Source organism: Taylorella asinigenitalis MCE3, from assembly GCF_000226625.1.
Lineage (GTDB): Bacteria > Pseudomonadota > Gammaproteobacteria > Burkholderiales > Burkholderiaceae_B > Taylorella > Taylorella asinigenitalis.
Genome location: NC_016043.1, coordinates 636,029 through 661,163 on the forward strand (window position 1 = coordinate 636,029; position 25,135 = coordinate 661,163).

At 37.5% G+C, this 25,135-nt stretch carries 23 protein-coding genes and 2 tRNA genes; 11 read left to right on the plus strand and 14 right to left on the minus strand.

Features of this window, described 5'->3' with window-relative positions; translation table 11 throughout:
- Positions 1-31: 31 nt before the first annotated feature.
- Both TASI_RS03105 and mutS read right to left on the minus strand, forming a co-directional pair.
- Positions 32-1,207: a JmjC domain-containing protein gene (locus TASI_RS03105; RefSeq protein WP_044978252.1), complete on the minus strand. Its 1,176-nt coding sequence runs from the start codon at positions 1,205-1,207 to the stop codon at positions 32-34.
- Between the two features lie 18 nt (positions 1,208-1,225).
- Positions 1,226-3,844 carry a DNA mismatch repair protein MutS gene (mutS, locus tag TASI_RS03110; RefSeq protein WP_014111307.1) on the minus strand — a complete coding sequence of 873 codons (2,619 nt, stop codon included), beginning with the start codon at positions 3,842-3,844 and terminating at the stop codon, positions 1,226-1,228.
- Positions 3,845-3,896: 52 nt separating this feature from the next.
- On the opposite strand from mutS, the gene TASI_RS03115 reads away from it, so the two are divergent.
- Positions 3,897-4,784 (plus strand): mechanosensitive ion channel family protein, encoded by an 888-nt coding sequence (locus tag TASI_RS03115; protein WP_014111308.1) that lies wholly within the window; start codon positions 3,897-3,899, stop codon positions 4,782-4,784.
- On the opposite strand, the gene TASI_RS03120 is transcribed toward TASI_RS03115, so the two are convergent.
- A complete protein-coding gene (locus TASI_RS03120; protein WP_014111309.1) occupies positions 4,774-5,532 on the minus strand; it encodes an RNA methyltransferase in 759 nt (252 codons plus the stop codon). The genes TASI_RS03115 and TASI_RS03120 overlap by 11 nt on opposite strands.
- A gap of 63 nt (positions 5,533-5,595) precedes the next feature.
- Here TASI_RS03120 and TASI_RS03125 point away from each other — a divergent pair, with 63 nt between their 5' ends.
- Both TASI_RS03125 and TASI_RS03130 read left to right on the plus strand, forming a co-directional pair.
- Positions 5,596-6,372 carry an inositol monophosphatase family protein gene (locus tag TASI_RS03125; RefSeq protein ID WP_014111310.1) on the plus strand — a complete coding sequence of 259 codons (777 nt, stop codon included), beginning with the start codon at positions 5,596-5,598 and terminating at the stop codon, positions 6,370-6,372.
- A 1-nt stretch (position 6,373) separates the two neighbouring features.
- Complete coding sequence (locus TASI_RS03130) at positions 6,374-7,231, plus strand: undecaprenyl-diphosphate phosphatase (protein ID WP_014111311.1); 858 nt, start codon at positions 6,374-6,376, stop codon at positions 7,229-7,231.
- Here the strand turns inward: TASI_RS03130 and TASI_RS03135 are convergent.
- The 3 genes from TASI_RS03135 to TASI_RS03145 form a co-directional block, all read right to left on the minus strand.
- Positions 7,197-7,967 (minus strand): UDP-2,3-diacylglucosamine diphosphatase, encoded by a 771-nt coding sequence (locus TASI_RS03135; protein WP_014111312.1) that lies wholly within the window; start codon positions 7,965-7,967, stop codon positions 7,197-7,199. The genes TASI_RS03130 and TASI_RS03135 overlap by 35 nt on opposite strands.
- Complete coding sequence (locus tag TASI_RS03140; RefSeq protein WP_014111313.1) at positions 7,960-8,466, minus strand: peptidylprolyl isomerase; 507 nt, start codon at positions 8,464-8,466, stop codon at positions 7,960-7,962. The genes TASI_RS03135 and TASI_RS03140 overlap by 8 nt, the downstream gene beginning before the upstream one ends.
- A 94-nt stretch (positions 8,467-8,560) precedes the next feature.
- Positions 8,561-9,217 (minus strand): tetratricopeptide repeat protein, encoded by a 657-nt coding sequence (locus TASI_RS03145; RefSeq protein WP_014111314.1) that lies wholly within the window; start codon positions 9,215-9,217, stop codon positions 8,561-8,563.
- A gap of 14 nt (positions 9,218-9,231) precedes the next feature.
- On the opposite strand from TASI_RS03145, the gene cysS reads away from it, so the two are divergent.
- The 3 genes from cysS to tilS are packed head-to-tail and all read left to right on the plus strand — an operon-like array spanning position 9,232 to position 12,795.
- Positions 9,232-10,683: a cysteine--tRNA ligase gene (gene cysS, locus TASI_RS03150; protein ID WP_014111315.1), complete on the plus strand. Its 1,452-nt coding sequence runs from the start codon at positions 9,232-9,234 to the stop codon at positions 10,681-10,683.
- A 56-nt stretch (positions 10,684-10,739) separates the two neighbouring features.
- Entirely contained in the window at positions 10,740-11,702 is a 963-nt protein-coding gene (locus TASI_RS03155; RefSeq protein ID WP_014111316.1) for an acetyl-CoA carboxylase carboxyltransferase subunit alpha, read from the plus strand.
- Positions 11,677-12,795: a tRNA lysidine(34) synthetase TilS gene (gene tilS / locus TASI_RS03160; protein ID WP_014111317.1), complete on the plus strand. Its 1,119-nt coding sequence runs from the start codon at positions 11,677-11,679 to the stop codon at positions 12,793-12,795. Before TASI_RS03155 ends, tilS begins: the two co-directional genes overlap by 26 nt.
- A gap of 35 nt (positions 12,796-12,830) precedes the next feature.
- Here tilS and TASI_RS03165 read toward each other — a convergent pair.
- Together TASI_RS03165 and TASI_RS03170 are read right to left on the minus strand one after the other, a co-directional pair.
- A tRNA-Arg gene (locus tag TASI_RS03165) sits at positions 12,831-12,908 on the minus strand.
- Between the two features lie 46 nt (positions 12,909-12,954).
- Positions 12,955-13,305, minus strand: coding sequence for a TM2 domain-containing protein (locus tag TASI_RS03170; RefSeq protein ID WP_014111318.1), 351 nt, complete (start codon positions 13,303-13,305; stop codon positions 12,955-12,957).
- A gap of 97 nt (positions 13,306-13,402) precedes the next feature.
- Between TASI_RS03170 and TASI_RS03175 the strand changes: the two genes are divergently transcribed.
- The 3 genes from TASI_RS03175 to TASI_RS03185 are packed head-to-tail and all read left to right on the plus strand — an operon-like array spanning position 13,403 to position 16,927.
- Positions 13,403-14,464: a TAXI family TRAP transporter solute-binding subunit gene (locus TASI_RS03175; protein ID WP_014111319.1), complete on the plus strand. Its 1,062-nt coding sequence runs from the start codon at positions 13,403-13,405 to the stop codon at positions 14,462-14,464.
- A gap of 20 nt (positions 14,465-14,484) precedes the next feature.
- A complete protein-coding gene (locus tag TASI_RS03180; protein WP_014111320.1) occupies positions 14,485-14,955 on the plus strand; it encodes a DUF1850 domain-containing protein in 471 nt (156 codons plus the stop codon).
- Positions 14,945-16,927, plus strand: coding sequence for a TRAP transporter permease (locus tag TASI_RS03185; protein WP_014111321.1), 1,983 nt, complete (start codon positions 14,945-14,947; stop codon positions 16,925-16,927). Before TASI_RS03180 ends, TASI_RS03185 begins: the two co-directional genes overlap by 11 nt.
- A gap of 61 nt (positions 16,928-16,988) precedes the next feature.
- Here the strand turns inward: TASI_RS03185 and TASI_RS03190 are convergent.
- Together TASI_RS03190 and TASI_RS03195 are read right to left on the minus strand one after the other, a co-directional pair.
- A tRNA-Ser gene (locus TASI_RS03190) sits at positions 16,989-17,082 on the minus strand.
- Positions 17,083-17,137: 55 nt separating this feature from the next.
- Positions 17,138-18,397 carry an aspartate kinase gene (locus TASI_RS03195; protein ID WP_014111322.1) on the minus strand — a complete coding sequence of 420 codons (1,260 nt, stop codon included), beginning with the start codon at positions 18,395-18,397 and terminating at the stop codon, positions 17,138-17,140.
- Between the two features lie 145 nt (positions 18,398-18,542).
- Between TASI_RS03195 and TASI_RS03200 the strand changes: the two genes are divergently transcribed.
- Positions 18,543-19,019 (plus strand): DUF1178 family protein, encoded by a 477-nt coding sequence (locus TASI_RS03200; RefSeq protein ID WP_014111323.1) that lies wholly within the window; start codon positions 18,543-18,545, stop codon positions 19,017-19,019.
- Between the two features lie 12 nt (positions 19,020-19,031).
- Entirely contained in the window at positions 19,032-19,517 is a 486-nt protein-coding gene (locus TASI_RS03205) for a YajQ family cyclic di-GMP-binding protein (RefSeq protein WP_014111324.1), read from the plus strand.
- Between the two features lie 56 nt (positions 19,518-19,573).
- Here TASI_RS03205 and efp read toward each other — a convergent pair whose 3' ends face one another.
- From efp to acnB, 4 genes are read right to left on the minus strand one after another with little or no spacing between them, the layout of a single operon-like run.
- Positions 19,574-20,128, minus strand: a complete 555-nt coding sequence (gene efp / locus TASI_RS03210) for an elongation factor P (RefSeq protein ID WP_014111325.1) — start codon at positions 20,126-20,128, stop codon at positions 19,574-19,576.
- A 43-nt stretch (positions 20,129-20,171) separates the two neighbouring features.
- Positions 20,172-21,290 carry an elongation factor P maturation arginine rhamnosyltransferase EarP gene (gene earP / locus TASI_RS03215; protein WP_014111326.1) on the minus strand — a complete coding sequence of 373 codons (1,119 nt, stop codon included), beginning with the start codon at positions 21,288-21,290 and terminating at the stop codon, positions 20,172-20,174.
- A complete protein-coding gene (locus TASI_RS03220; RefSeq protein WP_014111327.1) occupies positions 21,291-22,496 on the minus strand; it encodes an aminotransferase-like domain-containing protein in 1,206 nt (401 codons plus the stop codon).
- On the minus strand, positions 22,496-25,087 hold the full coding sequence (gene acnB, locus TASI_RS03225) for a bifunctional aconitate hydratase 2/2-methylisocitrate dehydratase (RefSeq protein WP_014111328.1): 2,592 nt from the start codon (positions 25,085-25,087) through the stop codon (positions 22,496-22,498). The genes TASI_RS03220 and acnB overlap by 1 nt, the downstream gene beginning before the upstream one ends.
- Positions 25,088-25,135: the final 48 nt, after the last annotated feature.

A 25,135-nucleotide genomic window follows, 5' to 3' on the forward strand; every position in this document is an offset into this window, starting at 1 on the left:
CAAACTAGCACGACGAGCAGGAGATATTCAATTAATCACAAATTAACCATCCATCATCAAGCCATCTATGCAATAACTCAAATGTAAGTTCATCACTTGTATTAGCTAGTTCAGCAGTGATTTTTCTATCATCTGCCAGTGTTTTGAGAATCTCATTTAACGGAGCTTCCACAACTTCACCGTTGATATATACCTCATTATTTCTATAAAGCATCTTAGATTTGATATCTAATCTAAGAATTGTTTCGGGGCTCATATCTTCAATATTTAGTTCTTCCTCATTAAATTCAAATTCAGCAACTTTATTTGGCTCAGTCAACCAACATCCCAAAAAACGGGAAGCCAGTTTATCGTTATATTTAATATTTTTTAGAGCCTCTAATGATTGTTCAATCATGCTTTCGGGAATTTGGGCTGGATTACTTACAGGTACTTGCTGCGGGTCTGAATATAAACCATCAACTTTATAGCCATCAATCAAGGGTTCAGAATATATACCAATACCTAAGCCTGACTGAACGCTAATTTGATCTATAGCAGCTTCCAAAACACCACGGGCCATATTAGCAAGTGATAGTGTTCTAAATCCAAATGAAATCGTTACACAATCATTTGTATCAGCAATGCCATCATGAGCACATTGCGGAGGCAAGTAAAGCATATCTCCAGGCTCAAGTACCCACTCATTTTCAGGTTTAAAGTTTTTAAGAATTCTACATGGTAAATCAGGAATAAGTTCTTGGTCTTCTTGTTGACTTATTCTCCATGTACGTGAGCCATTTCCCTGTAAAAGAAACACATCATATGTATCAAAATGAGGTCCAACTCCACCTCCAATAGAAGCGAGGCTTACCATTACATCATCAAAGCGAGCATCTGGAATAAAGCGAAAATTTTGTGCCATATCGTAGAAGGCTTGTTCGTGCAAATCCATACTTTGCACTAGCAAAGACCAATTAGGCATATCGTTAGTTGGAATCTCTTCGAGTGGACCACGATCTAGAAGCCATTCCTCACCATTGCGTCTGACCATTCTAGATTCAACGCCCTCGAAAGAGGCGAGAGTTCTAAGTCTCTCAAGTGGGATAGGCATTTTAAAATTTGGAAATGCTTGCTTGATTAATAGAGGTTTTTTTTGCCAATAATCCCTCATAAACTCTTCAGCACTCAATCCACCAAGCAGTTGCATGGGCTTGTTCATATCCATTTGCATATCATGTCCTCCCTATGTATTCGAAGAAAAATCCTTTAAGCGATATAGCGTCTCAAGAGCCTCGCGTGGACTCAATTCATCTGGATCAATATCCGAAATAAAATCCTGAAGATTTTTAAATTTATCTCGCGTTTCGGCTGGATCTTCAAAGCTCACATCTATATCAGAAACCTGCGTGTCAAATAAATCCATCTGTGAAGAATTCGATTGATTAAGCCGCTCTAGCACGTTTTGAGCTTGCTTGATTACAGCCATAGGCAAGCCCGCTTTCTGAGCCACTTGAATGCCATAGCTTTTATTCGCAGGTCCATCATGTACTTCGTGCATAAATACAAGCCCATCCGAGGTTTCAACTGCACTTAAATGCACATTGGCAATGCCCTTGTATTCATCCACTAGTCGTGTCAATTCAAAATAGTGCGTCGCAAAAAGTGTGAGCGATTTATTGTGATTTAACAGCCTGCATGCTATGGCCCAAGCCAATGATAAACCATCGTATGTCGATGTTCCACGACCAATTTCATCCATCAAAACAAGGCTCGCATTTGTGCTATTAGTAAGAATTGATGCAGCTTCAATCATCTCAACCATAAAGGTTGAACGCCCTCCAGCCAAATCATCCGATGCACCGATTCTAGTGAAAATGGCATCCACCTCACCAATGCTTGCACTTTCCGCAGGAACATAGGACCCCATTCTCGCAAGAAGTACAATAATGGCCGTTTGTCGCATATAGGTTGATTTTCCGCCCATATTTGGGCCAGTGATAATTTGCATCCTATTTTCAGAATTAAGAAAGCAATCGTTTGCCGTAAATTTCTCGATTGTTCTCTCCACGACTGGATGACGCCCTTGTTCTATGGCAATGCTTGTGCCTTCTACAAGCTCAGGTTTAATCCAATTATTATTGTATGCGTGATATGCTAGGGCCGAGTAAACATCAATACTTGCAACTAATTTAGCAATATCCTGAAGTAGGGAGACCCATATTTGAATATTTTGCAAAATTTCATCGTAGAGGTATTTTTCGCGTTTTAAAGCTCTCTCATCGGCAGATAAAATCTTATCTTCCCATTGTTTTAATTCAGGCGTAGTAAAGCGCTCCACATTTTTAAGGGTCTGTTTGCGACGAAACGTATCTGGTACATTTTCGGCCCGCGATTTTGGTATCTCAATAAAAAATCCCTGAACACGATTGTATACAACACGAAGTAAACTAATGCCTGTAGCCTCTTTTAACTTCGTCTCATATTCAAGTAAAAAAGAACCATTATTACTACTAGTATTCCTTAGGTCGTCAAGTTCCGAATCAAAACCTTCAGCTATTACTCCGCCATCACGAATCTGAGTTGATGGCTCTGTGGCAATGGCCTTGCTTAAATACTCTTTCAGTTCTTCGGCTTTGGGAATACATTCTAAATTTATGCTTAAATTCCCATAATTTTCGAGCAAAAATTTTCGTACAACTTCCAAAGTATGCAAGCTATCACGCAGCTTAGCAAGCTCCTTGGGCTTGATTGTTAACATAGCCACTCTAGAACTTAATCTTTCTATATCAGTAATTGGTTTTAATTGATCCTTAAGATTTTTAAGAATTTGAGAGATACTGAACTCTTCGTTTGTTGGCTGCAGAAACTGAGAAACATTCGTTTGTCTTTCATTAATTTCAGAATTGTTTTTAAGTGGATTATGAATCCAATTTCTTAGAAGACGGCTTCCCATGCCCGTTTCGCAATTATCTAAAGTAGAGAAAAGTGTGGGACCTTTTGATGAACTTAATGATTCAGTGAGCTCTAAATTTTTTCTTGTAAATGGATCAAGACCTAGAAAACGAGATTCCGATTCGATATAAATTTTCTTGATATGTCCTAAGTTTTCATTCTGAGTTTTTACGATATATCGAAGCAAACAACCAGCTGATATGATATTTAATGATGTCTCGACACCAAGCCCAAATACACTTAAGTCATCAATCTTAAAAAATTCCTTTAATCTTAATGTGCATTCTTTTAGATCAAAATGCCAATCAGGAACTTTTGTTATTGTGCATTTATAGCTAAATTTGTAATTGCTACTCTCAGGAACAATAATTTCCGCTGGGCTTAGACGATATAGCTCCTGATCTAGTGATTTACTCAGAATTTCAGAAGAAGCAAAATCGCCGTTAGCTAAATTAAGCCATGTAATACCCGAGTGTGCACCTTTAGAGTATATGCATAATATTAGGCTATCAGATTTTTGAGGTAGAAGATTTTCGTCAGTAATTGTGCCTGGAGTAATAATCCGAACTAACTTACGTTCTACAGGCCCTTTGGATGAGGCAGGATCGCCTACTTGTTCACCAATGGCTACAGATAGACCGCTAGCAACTAAACGAGAGAGATATTGATCTAGTGATTGAACAGGAATGCCTGCCATTGGGATATCATTGCCACCTGTATGGCCGCGTTTTGTAAGCGTAAGATTTAATATCCTAGATGCTAATTGTGCATCATCGTAGAACATTTCATAAAAATCTCCCATCCGAAACATTAGTAATACATCGTCGCCAGCTTGCGATTTAAGATTGAAATACTGCTGCATCATAGGTGTCAATGATGCCGCATCTGGAGGGATAAATTTCTTGTTCATACTTATCAATTAAAATTATTAGATTCTATTTTAATATTTCTAGGTGATTTTCATGCAAACACAAGATTTATGGGCTCGTTGGGAGCCGTGGGTCATGTCATTTCTTGTTAACTTTGTATCAGCCGCAGTTATCCTGATCATTGGATGGATGATATCAAATCTTATAGGAAAAGGCCTTAAAAATATATTAACTAAAACTAGGGCGGTCGATAGAACAGCTATGCCTATGATTACAGCAATTGCTGTATGGGCCATTCGTATAGTAGTTATATTGATTGTTCTTACCCAATTTGGTGTTGAAACGGCATCATTAATTGCAGCCTTAGGTGCAGCAGGCTTAGCAATTGGTTTAGCTCTGCAAGGGACATTGCAAAATATCGCCTCTGGAATAATGTTAATTGCTCTTAGACCACTAAATACAGGGGATTACATCACAGTTCACTCTACTGATGTTTCAGGTACTGTTGTTGAAGTAGGTTTGTTTTTAACTAAACTGGTTAAGCTTGATGGAATGCAAGTAACCCTACCGAATAGTGTTGTTTGGGGCAGTCAGATTACGAATTTTAGCCGCTCTCAGCAAAGACGTATGGATTTGCAAGTACCTATAAGTTACGGAGATGATTTGGATAAAGCCATTCGTGTTTTAAACGATATGATAGAGTCCGACCCCGATGTATTAACATCCCCTAAACATGAGGTTCTTGTTACCGATTATAAAGATTCAGTGGTGATAGTGACTATGCGTGTTTGGGCACATGCAAGTGTTTTTTGGGATCTTCAGGCTAAGCTTATGAAGGATACACGAAAACACCTTGAACAAAATGGATTCAAACTTCCTGTTCCAATACAGCTACAAACATTTCAAAACCCTAAAGCTTTTAAAGAAGCCCTAATTGAAGCTGAGGGTGATAGTGAGGTGAAAAAGATTTCTAACAATTAGGATTTTGTGCTTTAAGGAACTTGACAATTCCGAGGAGCATTTGAACTTCCTCTTTAGAAATTTTGGCTCTAAGTAATATATGCGTAAGCTTGCGTTCTAGGGATGCAAGCTTTTCTTTTTCATAGCCCGATTCACTTAAAATCGATTCAACAGATTTAATTAAATGATTCATTTGCCCATGGGTGGCAATGTCCTCTCCCTCCATCATTTGTTCCTTAATTTCACCAGTTAATATGTACTCATATCTAAGTTCCCAAGCAGCCAACTGCAAAGCTTGTGCGACATTTAATGAGCTATATTCAGGATTTGCAGGAATATTTACTACGTAGTTGAAATCATATAAAGAAGCGTTATCTAAGCCATTTTGTTCATTCCCCATAACAACAGCAATTTTATGATTCTCAGTTTCTAGTAAATGCTTATGAGCAATTATTGCCATTTGTCTAATATCTACAGATTCAAAGTCCTTTCTTTTTCTTGCCGTCATAGCAAATGTTAAGGTCGCCTCTGACAATGCTTGTGATAAATTTTCTACAACTTTTATATTTGCCAATGTGTCCTGTGCATTTGATGCCATAGCAATTGCATCTGAATTTAAATGAATATCTTTTAGAGAGGAATTACAGAGCACTAAATTACTAAACTGCATAGTTTTTAAAGCTCGAGCAGCTGCTCCAACATTGCCACCATGAGATGTTTTATCTAAAACAAATATTGTGCGAAGGAATAAATTTATTGTCTTATTCATTTGAGGCTTAAAAAAGGTGTTTTTAATATAATAGTATTTTTTAAAATTTTATATTTAAACAGTATGCAACCTCAATTAGCTATCGCTATTAAAGCTGCAAGAAAAGCAGGTTCAATTATTAATCGAGCTAGTCTGGAACCTGAAAAAATTAAAGTTTCTAAAAAGGATTCGGGCGACTATGTAACTGATATAGATACTGCAGTTGAAGAGGCTATTATCGAAGTGCTACTCGAAGCTTATCCAGAACACAGTATCCTTGGAGAGGAGACAGGTGGTCAAAAGGGTCAAAATACAGACCACGTATGGATTATCGACCCTATTGACGGTACAAACAATTTTGTTCATGGCACTCCTAATTATGCTGTATCCATTGCACTTGCTCATAGGGGGCAGATTGTTCAAGCTTGCATTTATGATCCTTCTAGGAATGAGTTGTTTACTGCATCTCGAGGAAGTGGAGCATTTTTGAATGATAGGCGAATTCGTGTCAGTGGTGTTAAGTCTTTATCTGATGCTTTGGTTTCTGCACGTTTTCCACATTCTAAAAATGATTCTGTTGAAGACTACGCAAATAAGTCTAAAGATTTAATTATGCATTCTGGTGGGTTCAGAAGACTTGGGTCGACAGTACTTGAGTTGGCATATGTTGCCTGCGGTAGATTTGATGCATATTTCGGTGCTGGATTGCAAAATTGGGATATTGCTGCGGCCACATTATTAATTATTGAAGCAGGCGGACTCGTTGGAGATTTCCAAGGAGAGCAAACATGGAAGCAGACGGGAAATATGATTGCGTCGACTCCGAAGTTATTTCCACATTTAATAAATCACTTCAAATAACATGAGTAGTGATTTTATCTTTTTGTTAAAAGCTGCAATTTTGGGCGTTGTTGAGGGTGTTACTGAATTTTTACCCATCTCAAGCACTGCCCATTTATTAATCCTCGGTGATTGGCTTAATTTTGACGCTGGTCAAGATAAGGTCTACGAAATTGTTATTCAGCTAGGATCCATTCTTGCAATTGTTTGGCTATATAGAAGCGAGTTATTAAAAATAGCTGCAGGCTCTATGCGTGCTAGAAAGCCCGATCTTCTATTTGTACGAAATATTCTTTTAGCTTTTTTGCCAGCTGCTGTTATAGGCCTAATATTTATAAAACAAATAAAAAAGCTGCTTGATGATCAATTTATAGTCTATGCCATTACATTGGTTTTAGGCGGTTTAATTATGCTTTGGGTTGAGAGCAGGCCTGAGTTTTCAAAAAGGGTCAGAGACGATGAAAATATAATGGTTAAATCGAAGACTCTAAGTATAGAAGAGATATCTATCATGCAGGCATTGGCAGTTGGATTTGCTCAATGTTTAGCTATGATTCCTGGTACTTCACGATCAGGTGCATCTATTATTGCAGGTATGATGGCTGGGATTGAACGTAAAGTTGCCACTGAATTTTCTTTTTTCTTAGCAATTCCAACTATGATGGGAGCTACAGCCCTCAGTATTTATAAATACGGTCATCTATTAAGTGAAAGCAATATTATTGCTGTAGTTATAGGTTTTGTGACTGCGTTTTTCAGTGCTCTATTTGTTGTTAAGGGTTTGTTGCGATTCGTTGCTAAGCATTCTTACGTGCCATTTGCATGGTATCGCATTATATTTGGGGCTATTGTTGCTCTTTGGGTATGGAATATTTTGTAATTATTTGACCATCAGATGTAATTACTAAGTAACCACCTCTACTGTCATGATCGTAATCCCAATCTGGTAGAACATATCTAGTTATGAAACCATGCTCATGAATAGCGGGTCTATGTGTGTGACCATGAATAATGGTACTAACGTTAGGATTTTTAAAAAATATTTTATCTACCGCCCTTTGAGCAATATCTAAATAAAAATGACCACTTTTTTTGTTTAATTTACTTTTGCCTCTAATTTTATTTGCAATTGAAGTTCTTCGGTTAATGCTAAGGCTTAAAAAAATACGTTGAAGAAGTTTATTTCTAAATAATTTTCGTATCTTTATATAGCCTGGGTCATCTAAACAGAGCTGATCTCCGTGAGAAATGTGAATGTATTTTTCGTTTTGAGTTTTAATTATTACTTCTTCAGGCAAAAGCTTAATACCAGTTGTTTTTGAAAATTTTTTTCCAATTAAAAAATCACGATTACCATGAATAAAGTAGGTAGGAACTGCACTGGCAAAATTAGTTAATTTCTCGATGGCTCCCTTAAGCCAAGCAGGGGGATTTTTATATAAAAGATCATCTCCAATCCAAACTTCAAACAAATCGCCAATTATGAAAAGGGCGTTTGCCTCGGATTGAATGGAGAAAAGGAAATCGTAGAAATGAGAATTTGTTTGTGGAATATCTGGCCCCAGATGAATATCTGAGACCAAGAATGTAGAGCCGCTAATATTTAGTTTAATCAACTAAAGTTGCCTTTTGGATTATCACGTCTTCTTTAGGAACATCGTTATGGAAACCACGGCTACCAGTACTAACATTTTCGATTTCGTCTACAACTTCAGTACCGCCAACAACTTTACCGAAAACAGCATAACCCCAACCTTGTGCGTCTTTAGATTTAAAGTTTAAAAAATCATTATCCGCAGTATTAATAAAGAACTGAGCTGATGCTGAATGAGGATCATTGGTACGAGCCATTGCTACAGTGTATTTGTCGTTTTTAAGACCGTTATCTGCTTCATTTTGGATTGGTTCACGAGTAGATTTCTCAGACATGCCTGGTGCAAAGCCCCCACCTTGAATCATAAAACCTTTGATAACGCGATGAAAAATAACCCCATCGTAGTGACCAGCTTTTACGTATTCAATAAAATTTTGTGAAGTTTTAGGTGCTTTTTCTAAATCAAGTTCAAGTGTGATAACACCTTTATTAGTATCGAGAGTTACATTTTGTTTAGTCATTTTTTTCTCCTGTGTTTGTGCGTGTATGTTTAAAGACACGGGAATTATAGACGCAAATAATAAAGTATTAATTAATTTTTTCATATCCCTATTTTCATTTAATTAGATGATCAAGCTCTTTAGCTTTGTTGGACGCCCCCGAAACCCCAAGCCTCCCAGCCTTCTGAAAATGCTCTCGCGATTTAAGTGCATATACTATGCCGAGATTTTTTTGAGCGACACCATAGTTTGGATTGATGGAAATAGCTTGCTCTAACGATTGCTTTGCTTCTTCTAACAGCCCAAGCCGTAATTGTATAACGGCAATATTATTCCACGGTTCAGGAAGCTCTGGGTACGACTGCGTCATGTTACGGTAAGTTTCTAAAGATTTTTTAAGATTATTTTGTCTTTCATAAACCCGTCCCTCTAAAAATATAAGTTGAACATCAACTTGAGGTGCAATATGCTTTAAATCATCTGTTTGATTCTTCTTGATTTCTCGCAGAGCTTCATTAAGTTTGCCTTGGTTTATAAGACCGTTGATTCTGTTTGCTAAGTCAGTGCGACTTTCAGGAATGGATGTATCTACTGAGGGCGTAAAAATGTCTAGAAATCTAGCAACAGTAGTTGAGCCACCTTCATTGCTGTAATCCTTCTCCGCAGCTAAGGTTGGCAATGCTCCCGTAATCATCAAAATCGCTAATGCAATGTGTTTAATATTTTTCAAAATAGAATTTCTAAGGTTAAACTTATGGAAAATTTTATCCATTTTATACTTTTCAAATGCAAATATACGACTCTCTGACTCGTCAAAAACAAGATTTAAAGCCTGTTGAACCTAACAAAATTCGCATGTACGTTTGTGGAATCACTGTTTATGATTTTTGTCATCTTGGCCATGCCCGCATGCTTGTTAGTTTTGATGTTATCTGTAGGTGGTTAAGATTGAAGGGATACGAAGTTAAATATGTTAGAAACATTACTGATATAGACGACAAAATAATAAAAAAAGCTGTTGCCACTAATAAGAAATTAAGCGATGTGACAAAGTTTTACACGGACGCCATGCATGCAGATGAGCGGGCTTTGGGGGTATTGCCACCAGATTACGAACCTAGGGCAACTCAACATGTAAGTGGGATGTTAGAGATTATCAAAAAACTTGAATCTAAGGGCCTTGCGTACAAATCTGAGGATAACGATGTTAACTTTTCTGTACGTAAATTTGAACCCTACGGCAAGCTCTCTGGTAGGTCATTAGATGATATGAGATCTGGAGAGAGGGTGGCGGTTTCCGAAGCCAAACAAGACCCTCTTGATTTTGTCTTATGGAAAGCAGCTAAGGAGACTGAGCCTGAGGACTCAAAATGGGAGTCATCATATGGTTTGGGGCGTCCAGGATGGCACATAGAATGTTCTGCTATGAGTAAGGAATTGCTTGGTCTACCTTTGGATATACACGGAGGCGGACCAGATTTGAAATTTCCACATCACGAGAATGAAATTGCTCAATCTGAGGGTGCGTACGAGATAGATTTAGCTCGTATATGGATGCATTGCGGACCTTTGATGGTCGATAACGACAAAATGTCTAAATCTCTTGGAAATTTTAAGACAATTCGTCAGACGTTAGCTGTCGGTGATATTTCAGATGATGAATCTGAGTATAACTACAATGTTCGCGAAGCAGAAATGCTACGTTTTTTTATAGTTCGTAATCACTACAGAAGTGCTCAAAATTTTACGCCAGATAATTTAATTGATGCACAGGCCGCCCTTGATAGGTTCTACCAAACCTTAAGTAACTTTGATATTGAGGATGTACAAATTGATTGGTCTAACCAATTTGCCTCAAAATTTAAGCAAGCGATGGATGATGATTTCAATACTTCCTTAGCCATCTCTATCTTATTTGAATTAAATACTGAAATTAATAAAACAAAGTCTAAAGAATTATTAAACTTATTAGTCGCATTAGGTCGCGTTTTAGGTATTTTTGTTATTGAACCTAAGTTGTATTTTCGAACCTCTACAAGATATTCTAAAGTTCAAATTAGTAATTCAAATATTGATTCTTTGTCCGATTCTGAAATTGAACAATTGATTTTGGATCGTAAGTCAGCGAAAACCAACAAAAATTTCAAAGCTGCAGATGAAATTAGGGAAAAGCTTAAGAGGGCTGGTATTGAACTTGAAGATAAGCCAGGTGGAATTACAAATTGGCGAAGAACCTAAGTGACATTAAAATCAATGAATGATATTATTACTTATCTCAATTTACGCCTAAAATTATGAAAAACACATTTCTTGAGTTCGAAAAGCCGATTGAAGAATTAGAACAAAAAATCGAACAACTTCGTAATGTTTCTACAGAGGACGTGATTGATATATCTGAAGAGGTCTCTAAGCTTCAAGCAAAAAGTGAATCTCTTACTAAATCTATTTACGATAAGCTTACCCCTTGGCAAACGGCACTAGTTGCACGTCATCCTCAACGTCCTTACACCATGGACTACGTTAATAGTATATTTTCTGACTTTCACGAGCTACATGGTGATCGCATGTATGCTGATGACTTGTCGATTATAGGTGGGCTTGCACGTTTTAATGGTGAACCTTGTATGGTTATAGGCCATCAAAAGGGTCGCGATACCAAGGAAAGGGCTAAACGTAATTTTGGTATGCCCCGTCCAGAGGGATATCGCAAAGCTTTAAGATTGATGAAGCTTGCTGAAAAATTCAATATTCCTATTTTCACTTTTGTTGATACTCCAGGTGCATATCCTGGGGTGGGTGCTGAGGAAAGAGGTCAGTCTGAAGCTATAGGACATAATTTGTATGCAATGGCAGAGTTAAGCGTACCAATCATTGCCACCATAATAGGCGAGGGTGGTTCTGGAGGAGCTCTAGCAATTGCCGTAGGTGATTTTGTGCATATGTTGCAGTACTCTACATATGCAGTTATTTCTCCTGAAGGATGTGCTTCAATCTTATGGAGAAGTGCAGATAAAGCCTCTTTAGCAGCCGAAGCTTTAGGTATCACAGCCGATAAGATTCTAGAGTTCGGATTGATAGATAAAGTTGTTCCAGAACCAGTTGGAGGTGCTCATCGCAATCCAACTTTGACAGCAAAAAATTTAAAGCGAATTTTAAATGAGTCACTCAAACAATTAGAAGGCATAGCTCCAGAGCAACTTATTGAGCGACGCATACAGAGGTTGATGTCTTATGGACGAGTTGCAGAAAAAACGTGATAGTACTTACGACTTTAGAATTAAGACTACTGCACCAGATAGGGATTTAACTGAAAAAGAAAAAAAAGATATTGAATTTATTCAAGCTTTCCAACGTTTCAAAGACTATGACGTTGATAAATGTTTTAAGGAATTTTCAGAACTCGGTATAGATAAAGTCGCCTTAGGTTTTAGTGGTGGAGCTGATTCAATCACCCTTGCTTTGAAGGCACAAAATTCAGCTGATAGGTACAATATTGAACTTCACTTAATGCACGTTCACCACGGGCTTATTGCCACAGCTGATGAATGGGTTGAACACAATCTAAATTTTGCTCAGAAACATGGTTTTCTAATTCATATTCTTTATGTTGTTATTGAAAGCTCCAAAAAAGGAATTGAAGAAGCTGCTCGAACAGCGAGGTATAGAGCCATCATTGATAAATGCAGATCCTTAAACATATCAGATGTGCTTTTAGCTCATCATATTGTTGATCAAGCCGAAACGATTCTCTTTAGATTAATTCGAGGCACTGGAATTTTAGGAATGCAAGGTATGCCTTCTGTTTCTACCAAAGAAGGAATACGTTTTCATCGTCCACTATTACACAGAAGGATTGATAGAAAATTATTAGAAAATGCCAATATCAAATATATTGAGGACCCAAGTAATAATGATCCTAAATTTAGTCGTGGATCTATAAGAAACCATTTGTCAGAGGCATTTTCTGATATATTTTGGACTTGGCCAGAAAATGTGGGCAGGTTTGGTCAGTATTGTGAAGACGTTCAAGATCTTCTAGTAGAATTAGCAAAAATAGACGCACTTTACGTTAATTTGGAATTTGGTATTCATAGAAAAAAAGAGGCAGCTTCTTTTGATCTTCTACATTGGAGATATATATCAGAACTTCGGCAGAAAAATCTACTGCGTTATATATTGGGTGAGCTAAATCAATACAATCCAAATCATCGAAAAATGGCTGAAATAGTTAGGCAATTACAAAATGTCCATCAAATGGGTACAGATAGAGAAATAGCCATAAAGCACGAAAGCGTTCTTATAACTGTTGAAGAGGGAAGAGTGAAATTCTATCAGGGAAATCAGTGGTGAAGGGCTTACGAAGAATATTAATTCTTAAAAAGTAATGGCGCGCCCGGCAGGATTTGAACCCACGACCCCTTGGTTCGTAGCCAAGTACTCTAATCCAACTGAGCTACGGGCGCTAAAGGAAACTATAATTTTAATGTTGAGCGTATTCTAAATCAATAATTACTCTAAATTTAGCTCAGATTTGTTGTATTTTGCATTAAAAACTTCATCTCTCATACGGATTAACATAATTCCTTCATAAATAGAATATAAGGCAATCGCATACGGAACAGCGGCTAAAAACAAAAAGGCTTTATTTTCAGTTAATTGAACTAAAAGGCCAGTAGCGATAACAAAGATTAAACTAAGAATGGAATATAGCAGTCCTAGAGAGTTCTGGTTAAGGTAGAATTTATGCATCCCTATAACTCCACCAAAAATACCTAACATTCCAGCCATATATTTATTCTTTAATTCATTTTTCGTATAGTTATATTCAAAATCCTCTTCATTATCTTCTTGCTTACTCATAAGTGGATTTCCTAATAGTGGTTTTACTAGTTAAAGTTTTAAATTCAAATGTTACTATTAATTAAATATACTAGTGCAATTTATTTAGGAGTATTTTATGAAATTGTTTAAAACGACTAGCATTTTAGCCTTCGTATTAGTTGCCTTGGCAGCATGTGGAGAAAAAGAGGATACTAACAAAACAACCAGCAAAACTGAAACCACAACCACAGAAACTAAAACGGTAACACAAGAAACTAAAGCTCCTGAAACTTCATCTGATACAGCTAAATCAGAAGGTTTAGAAACCAAATTCGTAACGATTGCAACTGGTGGTGCATCAGGTCCATATAACATTATCGCAACTACTTTAGCTGACGAATATAACAAAGCTTATGGCGTAAATTCTAAAACTCAAACTACTGGTGCTTCAGTAGAAAATGCTAATTTAGTAGGTGGCGGAAAAGTTGAGATGGCATTCTTGATGTCAGATATCCTTTCTGATGCGGTTAAAGGGCAAAATAGCTTTAAACAGCCTGTAGAGACTATTCGTCAGATGGCTGTCCTATATCCTAACTTTGTGCAAGTTGTGACTTCTAAAGACTCTGGAATTAATACTTTGGCAGATATTAAAGGTAAACGTGTTTCTGTTGGTGCACCTGGCTCTGGTACAGAGGCAAATGCCAGAAATCTTATTGAAGGCTTTGGTATGACATATAACGATATTAAAGTTGATTATTTAGGATATGCAGAATCTGCAGACGCACTAAAAACTGGAAAAGTTGATGTTGCATTCTTAACTTCTGGTTTGCCTAATGCATCTTTATTAGAATTATCTAGAAGCTTTCCTATGAAATTAGTATCTGTTCCAGCGGAAAAACTTAAAGAAATCGCAGATAAAGCACCGTACTTTAGTTCTAAAGAGATTCCAGCTGGCACCTACGGTAATGATGAGCCTGTAACAACTGCAGTTATTAGGAATGCAATTATCGTTTCTAGTAAACTTAGCGACGATGATGTTTATAAATTAACTAAAACATTCATTGAAAAATTGCCTAATCTACAAAATTCGCATCAAGCAATTAAGGCTGTCGATTCGAAATCTGCTCAAGAAGGTATGGTTGCTCCTATTCACCCTGGAGCGAAAAAATACTACGACGAACTTAACGCTAAACAGTAATAGCTTAATTTTTTGTTAGTATGAGCAAAATCAGATTAATTCTGATTTGTGCATCTCTTTTAGTTTTGGCTCTGTTTTACCCTATAAATAGAGCCAAAATTTCATATCTCGATAAGTCATGTTTATTATCTGACGGTAAATTTTCCTTATCCTGGGTACATTCAGTTGAACATGAGACCTGGATAGAAAATTACGAAGCTAAATATGGATATATACTTTTAGAGAGCACGTATCTTAAAACTTTTGGTGCAGGTACTCCTTCTGATGGTGAAGTTATAGATGCACCTAAGGGTTTTATAGGTTATAAAGTAAATCGTAAAATACCAATGCTAAATTGGGTTGTATCACAAAATATGCAAGGCTCTATCATTGCTGATGGGCATGATTGGGTTATAAGTAAGGAAGTACCAAGGTTTACCGAGGTTCATATTGAATCTATAAGTAAACCTTTTATAAAGATGTTGTTTGGAGGTTTTTGTAATGACAAATAATTTAGATCAAAGCAATGATAGTCAAACTATTTTGGAAAAGTTTGATCGTGAGTCTGTCACTAGACATCCAGATAACAAATTTTTCAAATATTTAATTTCTGCAGTTGCAATTTTTTATTCGCTTTTTCATATATACACAACTTTCTATCCAGTACCTACACTAGTACTAAGATCTATTCACGTAGGTTTGGGTGTATTTTTAATTTTTTTGTTGTATCCACCTTTCAAATCTAGTAGTCGCAGAACTATTCCTTGGTATGAAATTGTTTTCTGTATCGGAGCATTAGCAAGTTTCATTTATATAGCTTTTGAATACGAGGCTCTATCTACTTCTAGAGGCGGCATGCCTAATCAGATGGATATTGTGATGTCCATAATTACTGTAATTATCGTTATTGAAGCAGGTAGAAGAATTACTGGTTGGATATTGCCTATTTTTGCTTTGATATTCTTGCTATATCCTTTTATTAGTCATATGGATTTTATGCCTGGTAGATTGATGACTAGGCCCTACGATATAGGAGATATATTTGGTCAGTTATATCTAAAGACTGAGGGTATTTATTCATCTGCAATTGGTGCATCAGTTAACTTTATATTCTTATTCATTTTGTTTGGTGCCTTTTTATCAAGATCATGCATGGGCCAATTGTTCAATGACTTAGCCCTAGCTCTTGCAGGTAGCCAAAAAGGCGGTCCAGCTAAGGTAGCCGTTATATCAAGTGGCTTTATGGGAAGTATTAATGGATCTGCAATTGCAAATGTTGTGGGTACAGGTGCATTCACCATACCATTGATGAAAAAAATTGGATATCACAAAAATTTTGCTGGAGCGGTGGAAGCTAGCGCCTCAGTAGGAGGTCAGATATTGCCACCAATCATGGGTGCCAGTGCCTTCATTATGTCAGAGACAACTGGTGTGTCTTATGGAACAATTGCGTTAGCGGGCTTATTGCCAGCATTGCTCTATTATTTTGGGGTGATTGCTCAAGTGCATTTCAGGGCAGGGAGCACTAATTTAAGCGGTGTTGCTAAAGCTGATTTACCTCGCTTAAAAGATGTTTTAATAGCACGTGGTCATATGCTATTACCTATTGTGTTTTTAATTGTGATGCTTGGAAAATCTGTACCAATTGGATATTCGGCGGCTTACACCATTGCATTCACAATAGTAATTTCCTGGCTTCGCAAGGAAACTCGTATGGGCCCTAAGCAAATTTTGGAGGCCTTAGAGGACGGTGCTAAACAATCCCTATCCGTAATGGCTGCGTGTGCGGTAGTAGGTATAGTTATTGGGGTAGTAAGTTTAACAAGTTTCGGATCAATTATGACCTCACTAATTGTTAGTTTAGGTCAAAATTCATTGTTTTTAACTCTATTCCTAACTATGATCGCCTCCATGATTTTGGGTATGGGCCTGCCATCAATTCCAGCTTATATTATCACTGCTACTATGGCTGCTCCAGCACTAGCTCATTTTGATGTACCAGTTTTAGTTGCACACTTTTTTGTATTCTATTTTGGTATCTTCGCTAATATTACTCCTCCTGTTGCCTTAGCTTCTTTCGCTGGGGCAGGTATTGCAGGGGGTAATCCAATGAAGACAGGATTTATATCCCTCAGGTTGGCTTTAGCTGGGTTTATCGTGCCATATATGTTTGTATATAACCCTGATATGTTATTGATTGATGTTGAAGGTATAACAGTGACTGCAAAAGAGTTTCCATTGCCAGGAGTAATAGAAATACTAGCTGTTATTGTGACCTCTTTTATGGGTGTTTTAAGCTTATCTGCAGCATTAGAAGGTTATTTATTTAAACACATTCCAACTTGGCAGCGAATAGTATTTGCAGTTGCTGGATTGATGCTTATATTCCCAGAATTGACCACTGACCTAGCAGGTATTGCGTTGTTTTTAGTTATGGCATTTATGAATAAAAATTCTAAGGGGCAGGGGGCTCTTGGAGTTTAGTAATCTGCGTTATATAAAAAAAGCTAGTATTAAATAAATACTAGCTTTTAAATTATTCATATGGCGGAAACGGAGGGATTCGAACCCTCGATACAGATTTAAGTCCGTATGCTTCCTTAGCAGGGAAGTGCCTTCAGCCTCTCGGCCACGTTTCCGTATAAAAAAGAATTAAAAATTTTAACCTTTAAGAGGGCCAAAATCAATTTTAAATTAAAGTTTAACTGGTTCTTTATCGAGTTCGAAAGCTTTATGTAGTGCTCTAACCGCAAGTTCCATATATTTATCCTCAATCGCAACTGAGGTTTTAATCTCACTAGTACTAATCATCATAATATTAATACCTTCTTGAGATAGGGCACGGAACATTTTCGCTGCGACACCACTATGAGATCTCATACCAATACCTACGATTGATACTTTTGCAATTTTATCGTCGGCAATCATCTCACGAGCACCAATAGTACTTACTATTTGCTCAATAACTTCACGAGCTCGTGCAAAATCACTTCTATTAATAGTGAAAGAAAAGTCTGTTGTGCCATCAACTGATGTATTTTGAATAATCATATCAACATCAATGTTAGCTTGAGCAATGGGATCTAGAATACTATGAGCAACACCTGGGTTATCTGGTACACCTAGAAGTGTTATCTTAGCTTCATCTCTACTAAATGCGATTCCTGAAACAACAGCTGCTTCCATATTTGTATTTTCCTCAAGTGTGATTAAAGTGCCCGAATTTTTTTCTACTTCTAAATCCATATCTGGATCAGTTAACGATGACAATACGCGTAATGGAACATGGTATTTCCCTGCAAATTCCACAGCACGAATTTGTAATACTTTTGAGCCTAATGAAGCCATCTCAAGCATCTCTTCGAAGGACACAAATGGCATGCGGCGAGCATCAGGTTCAATTCTAGGGTCTGTGGTATAAACACCATCTACATCAGTGAATATCAAACATTCTTCTGCTTTAATAGCAGCAGCAATTGCAACTGCAGATGTATCTGATCCACCTCTACCTAGGGTGGTAATGTTTCCGTCTTCATCAACCCCCTGAAATCCAGTCACTACTACTACTTTCCCTTTATTAAGGTCTTTAGTAATTCGATCACCGTTTATAGATTCAATGCGAGCTTTAGTATAAGATTTATCAGTACGAATCGGTAACTGCCAGCCAGCATAACTTCTAGCTGGAATTCCTTCATTCTGAAGTGCAATAACAAGTAAGGCACTACTTACTTGCTCACCTGTTGCGGCGAGCATATCCAATTCACGACGATCAGCTAATTCGTTTATGTCTTTAGCCATGCCCAATAATCTATTAGTTTCGCCAGCCATTGCAGAAGGAACTACAACGATTTTATGGCCTGCGGCATACCACTTAGCCACACGTTTAGCAACATTTTTAATACGCTCAAGGGAACCCATAGATGTTCCACCGTATTTATGAACAATCAAAGACATGTTAGGATTAAATTGTTATTATTAAAATCTTATATTTTAAACGTTTAAAGCTAAATATTGAATAGAGAAACCCTATATTTAGTTGAAAAATGTCTAAATAACCCCATATAAAGTAAAATACAGAATTAGCAATAAGTATAAATTTATGAGTTTAAAAGTATTTAATCTTAGCTGCGATCACGGTCACGAATTTGAAGGTTGGTTTGAATCTTCAGAAGCACTCGAAAAGCAAGCGAGTATGGAATTAATCGAATGCCCTTATTGCCAGTCTACAAATGTTTATAAGACTGCGTCGGTTCCTCATATTGCTACTTCATCAAGCAAAAAGAAATCTATTGAACCTGACTCTAAACCTGAATCTGAGAAAACTTCAGAAGCTTCCCTTCCAGAAGAGATGGTTACCGAAGTTTTTAAAGCTATCGAAAAAGCAATAACAGCTGCGGAAGATGTAGGTGATGGATTTACAGATGTAGTAATCAGAATCCATAAAGGAGAAGAGCCAGCTAGACCCGTTAGAGGAAAAGCTTCAATAAAACAACGCAAGATGCTGGAGGAAGAGGGCATTGCCACCCTTGCGGTGCCAGATTTTCTTGACCCTGATTTTAAAAAGAAACTTAATTAAGAGGATTCTTATATGCCTTCGTTTGATATTGTTAGTGAACCAGATACTATCGAAGTTAAAAACGCTATTGAGCAAGCAAATAAAGAAATTTCTACTCGCTTTGATTTCAAAGGTTCAGATGCACGCATAGAGCAAAAGGACCTAAGTCTATCCATTTTTGCGGATGATGAGTTTAAGCTTAATCAAGTAAAAGATGTTCTTCATAACAAAATGGCTAAACGCAATGTAGATTTACGTTTTTTAGATTATGGAAAACAAGAAAAAATCTCAGGCGATAAAATCAAGCAGCTCGCTTCTATAACTAAAGGCGTAAGTTCAGACCTAGCTAAAAAAATAGTTAAAACTATAAAAGATAGCAAACTCAAAGTGCAGGCTAGCATTCAAGGAGATGCTGTTCGAGTTACTGGTGCTAAGCGTGATACATTACAAGAGGCTATAGCTTTAGTTAAAAAAGAAATTTCTGACGCACCACTTAGTTTTAATAATTTCAGAGATTAAAAGAACACAAAATAAAAAATCCCAACATCGAGTTGGGATTTTTTTAAATACGAAGATTAAACGCGGCTTCTGTATTCATTTGTGCGAGTATCAATTTCGATTTTGTCCCCTATATTGCAAAATAAAGGTACTTGAAGTTCAAAACCAGTATTGATTTTTGCTGGTTTCATAACCTTACCTGAAGTATCGCCTTTTACCGCAGGCTCTGTATACACGATTTCACGAACAATAATTGTAGGCAGCTCTACAGAAATAGCACGTCCCTCGTAGAACACAACTTCAACAGTCATGCCTTCTTCTAAGAAATTTAAAGCATCTCCCATATTATCCGCTTCAACATCGTGTTGGTTGTACTCCTCGTCCATAAACACGTACATAGGGTCAGCAAAGTAAGAGTATGTGCACTCTTTTTTCTCAAGCATAACAACATCGAATTTTTCGTCCGCTTTATACACAGACTCAGATCCAGAAGATGTTAGAAGATTTTTGAATTTAAGTTTAACTACGGCAGCGTTGCGGCCTGATTTATTGTATTCAGCTTTTTGTACTACAAGTGGCTCGTTATTAACTAAAACAACGTTACCCACACGTAACTCTTGTGCAGTTTTCATGAAAAAAAGGGCTCCGATATGGAAAAAATCTAATCCGACTATTTTACAATTTTTTAGATTTACGTGCCAAAAATTCAATTAATTGGCCCGTTAAGTCTGGTATTTCCCTTTGGCAATGCTCCCTTAACCCATAAAACTCTTTCTTTAAATATCCTCCTAGAATATCTCCAATATTTTCGATTAACAATGCATTGCCTCGTCGTGGGTCATTTAATTGTAAGGAAGCTTCGAAATATTTATCTCCAAAACCAGCAATCTTAAGCCAAGCTTTAAGCTTTACTAAATGAGTGTCTTCCGTTTGTTTATAAATATTCCAGTAAAAGGGTTTTCCAGACCATATAGCTCTTACAAAACTATCTTCACCACGCACAAAATTCAAATCCCCCACTTGTAGCAAATAATCAAATTCCGAATGTGGGACAAAGTCACATATATTAATCTTGTGATTATTCGAAATTTTGAGATTTTTAATTTGGGGAAAGTTTTTATAAACGCTTATGGGGAATTGAAAGACTAGATTCTCATCCTTTGTCGTAGAATTCTGCAGGCCATTGATTATGGCCTCTATGGGGGCATGTGGATAGGTGAAAAAATTAATTACTTTATATCCATTTGAGATGAGAGGGGCGAGGGCATTGCCACAATATTTATTGATCCAGCTAGACTTAAATTCACCTTTAAACGAATTTAATCTATCGAGCGCATCAAGTTCACAAAGTAATCCTCCGCTCTTCTTTGTTAACCCAGGCATAAAGAAATATTTAGGAACGCCGTTGTTTTGAAACGAGGGGGTCAAATGATACGATTCAATCCAAGCCTCAGCACTTAAATACTCAAGATTAATCCATATATCGGTCTGGCCCCGCATCTTTGAAATATAGGACTGAGGCAGGTCGCAGCCAAAAGCCTCAATAACCGCATAAGCTGGTGTGATGCCATCGAAAAGGTCATCTTCTAGAGTCTGATACCCCATGACCTTAACCCTATATGATTGATAGGAGGGCTCAATTGTCTTGAGAGTATCAGGTTTATTTGTAAATAGCCGAATTTTAGATTCTGGAAGCCTCGCAGCTAAATCCTTGCATAATCTCCAGCTAACACCAATATCTCCGAAATTATCGATTACATTGCAGAAAACATCGATGCTAGCTGGAAGAGGCATTTATCGTTTAGCGTTTTTAATTGATTGAGCGAGCTGCTCTACGCCTTTGCGGATTTTGTCTTCTGCTACGGTAACGAAACTTAGGCGTAGTTCATTGTGTTTAACATGAACAGGGTCCGACGCTACATAGAAGGCTGAGCCTGGTACATAGGCAACTTTATAATCTCTAATCGTAGGCGTAAGAAGGTCTAAGGTATTGAATTCAGGTGGCAATGTCATCCAAATAAACATCCCGCCTTCTGGTTTCGTCCATTTTGCATCAATATCCTTAAAGTTTTCTTCCAAGGACTCAAGCATATAATTGCATTGGTTGCGATAAATCTCTCTTACTTTAGGAAGATGCTCATCAAGGAAATTATCCTTAATAGTTTCGTATACCGCCATCTGAGTGATTACTGACGTATGCAAGTCCGTAGCTTGTTTAAGTTCAACTAAAGCATTAATAATTTTCTCATCTGCAACGATATAACCTATACGCATCCCAGGTGATAATACTTTAGAGAAAGATCCTAATCTAATCACTGTCCCACCGTGTTTCTGAGATAGTGCATATAAACCTGGCAAACTTTCTCCATGATAGATAAGCTCTCCGTATGGATCATCTTCAATAATCGGCACATTTAGTGACTTACATTTTTCTAAAAGGGAGATTCTTCTTTCAACACTTAAAGTACGGCCAGTTGGATTGTGAAAATTTGGCAATGCATACAGGAATCTTGCATCTTTTGCGTTAGATTCTGTAATCGATTCAGGTATCAAACCGTGGTCATCAGTTTCAATAGTCTCGTATTTAGGGAAGTATTGATCAAAACATTGCAAAGCACCTAAATATGAGGGTGCTTCAACCAATATCTTAGAACCTTCATCTAAAAACACTTTAGACACTAAATCTAAAGCTTGTTGGGAACCAGAGACTATTAATACATTTGATGGCTTAATTTGGGCACCTTTAGATGCCATGTAATCAACAACCCACTCTCTAAGTTTAATATAACCGTCAGCAGAGTTGTACTGCAGAGCCATATATGGATTTTCAGAGAGAACTTTGTCGTAAGCTTCCTTGATTTTCTGTACTGGAAAGCCTGCTGGAGATGGAAGACCTCCAGCAAATGAAATTACATTTGGGTCAACGGTTAATCTAAGTATTTCTCTAATGATTGATACTTCACCATGGTTAACCCTTTTTGAAAATTTAATATTATTCATTAGATTTCTACAGTTTTGGCAATATCAACAAAGTCTTTAATTTGATCAAAATTCATATATTTATATACAGAACTACCGTTTTCATTAATCACATTAATATCTCGGTGATATTCTTCAGTAGTCGGAATGTGGCCAAGTTTTGAACATATTGCGGCTAACTCTGCAGAACCTAAGAATACATTAGAATTTCTACCTAGGCGGTGTGGGAAGTTACGAGTACTTGTAGACATTACAGTAGCTCCTTCGTGTACTTGTGCTTGGTTACCCATACACAATGAACATCCAGGAAGTTCTGTACGAGCACCAGCTGTACCAAATACGCCATAATGACCTTCATTCGTAAGCTGCTGCTCGTCCATTTTTGTAGGAGGAGCAACCCAAAGTCTAACTGGGATATCGCGTTTGCCTTCTAGTAATCTTGAAGCAGCTCTAAAGTGACCGATATTTGTCATGCAGCTACCGATAAATACTTCATCAATTTCAGTACCAGCTACATCGGATAATTTTTTGATATCGTCTGGATCATTAGGGCACGCAACCAATGGCTCAGTAATCTCGTCCATATTAATTTCAATAACTTCTGCATATTCAGCATTATCGTCTGCTTTGAGAAGTTGTGGATTTGCGAGCCATTCTTCCATAGCACGAATTCGACGTTTAATAGTCTCGGCGTTTTGATATCCATTAGCGAGCATCACTTTAAGAAGCGTGATATTGCTGTTTAGATATTCGATAATTGGCTCTTTATTAAGTGCAACTGTACATCCAGCAGCTGAACGTTCAGCAGAGGCATCAGTCAATTCAAAAGCTTGTTCAATTTTAAGGTCTGGGAGTCCTTCAATTTCAAGGATACGACCTGAAAATACGTTTTTCTTACCTTTTTTAGCGACTGTAAGTAAGCCACGTTGAATAGCAAAATATGGTATTGCATTAACTAAATCACGCAATGTAATTCCAGGCTGCATTTTTCCAGTAAATCGCACTAGAACTGACTCTGGCATATCTAAAGGCATAGTTCCAGTAGCAGCTGCAAATGCCACCAGTCCAGAACCAGCAGGGAAACTTATTCCGATAGGGAAGCGAGTATGTGAGTCGCCGCCTGTACCAACAGTGTCTGGCAATATCATCCTATTTAGCCATGAGTGAATTACTCCATCACCTACTTTTAAGGAAATCCCACCGCGAGAGCTCATAAAATCTGGCAACTCTTGATGAGTTTTAACGTCTATTGGTTTTGGATATGGTGCAGTGTGGCAGAATGACTGCATCACTAAGTCCGCTGCAAATGATAAACAGGCCAAGTCTTTTAGCTCATCGCGAGTCATAGGGCCAGTTGTATCTTGGCTTCCAACCGATGTCATCTTAGGTTCGCAATAAGTACCTGGGCGAATGCCTTGTCCTTCAGGCAAACCACAAGCGCGGCCTAGCATTTTTTGAGCTAAAGTAAATCCAGCATTGCTAGGTTTAGGTTCAGCTGGTTTGCGGAAAATATCCGAAGGCTCTAGTCCTAAAGCTTCTCTAGCTTTAGCTGTCAATGCACGTCCAATAATTAAATTTATGCGACCGCCAGCTCTTACTTCATCAAATAAAACATCGGACTTAACTTCAAAGTCAGCAATAATTTCTCCGTTTTTAAGAGCTTTTCCTTCATATGGGCGAAGTTCAATCTCATCTCCCATTTCCATTTGAGATACATCTAATTCAATTGGCAATGCCCCCGCATCTTCCATCGTGTTATAGAAAATTGGGGCAATCTTACCGCCTAAACATACGCCTCCAAAGCGTTTGTTTGGAATAAAAGGAATATCCTTTCCTGTAAACCATATTACTGAGTTAGTAGCAGATTTACGTGATGAACCTGTGCCCACAACATCACCAACATAAGCTACTAGATTACCTTTTTCTTTTAATTTTTCGATAAAAGCAACTGGACCTCGTTTACCTGGTTCTTCAGGTTGAAATTCGGCACCTTCACGTGCATTTTTAAGCATTGCTAATGCATGTAGAGGAATGTCAGGACGGGTGGTAGCATCTGGAGCAGGAGATAGGTCATCCGTATTAGTTTCTCCAGGTACTTTGAACACTGTAATCTTAAATGACTCAGGTAATTCTTCTCTTGAGGTAAACCATTCAGCATCAGCCCAACTCTGAATAACTTCTTCGGCAAATTTATTTCCGGATTTTCTGAGTTCGTCTATTTTGTTAAATGAATCAAAAACGAGCAGAGTTTTCTTTAAGGCATCTGCAGCTATCGGAGCTAATTTCTCGTCGGAAAGTGCTTTTATAAGTGGGTCCACATTGTATCCACCTAACATAGTACCAAGTAATTCCACAGCTAATTCAGGAGATATTAAATCTAATTTGATTTCTCCGAATGCAACTTTCGATAAAAATTCTGCTTTTACTTTAGCGGCGTCATCCACACCAGCAGGAATTCTATTTTTAAATAAATCTAATAAATACTCTTCTTCGCCAGAAGGAGGATTTTTTAATAATTCAATTAAATCAGTAGTTTGTGAAGCGCTTAGTGGTAATGCAGGAATACCTAGAGCTGCGCGTTCTGCCTCGTGTTTGCGATAAGAATCAAGCATTTATAGTCCCTTATTTGATTTAAGTTTATCTCTTATTATAAATTGTTG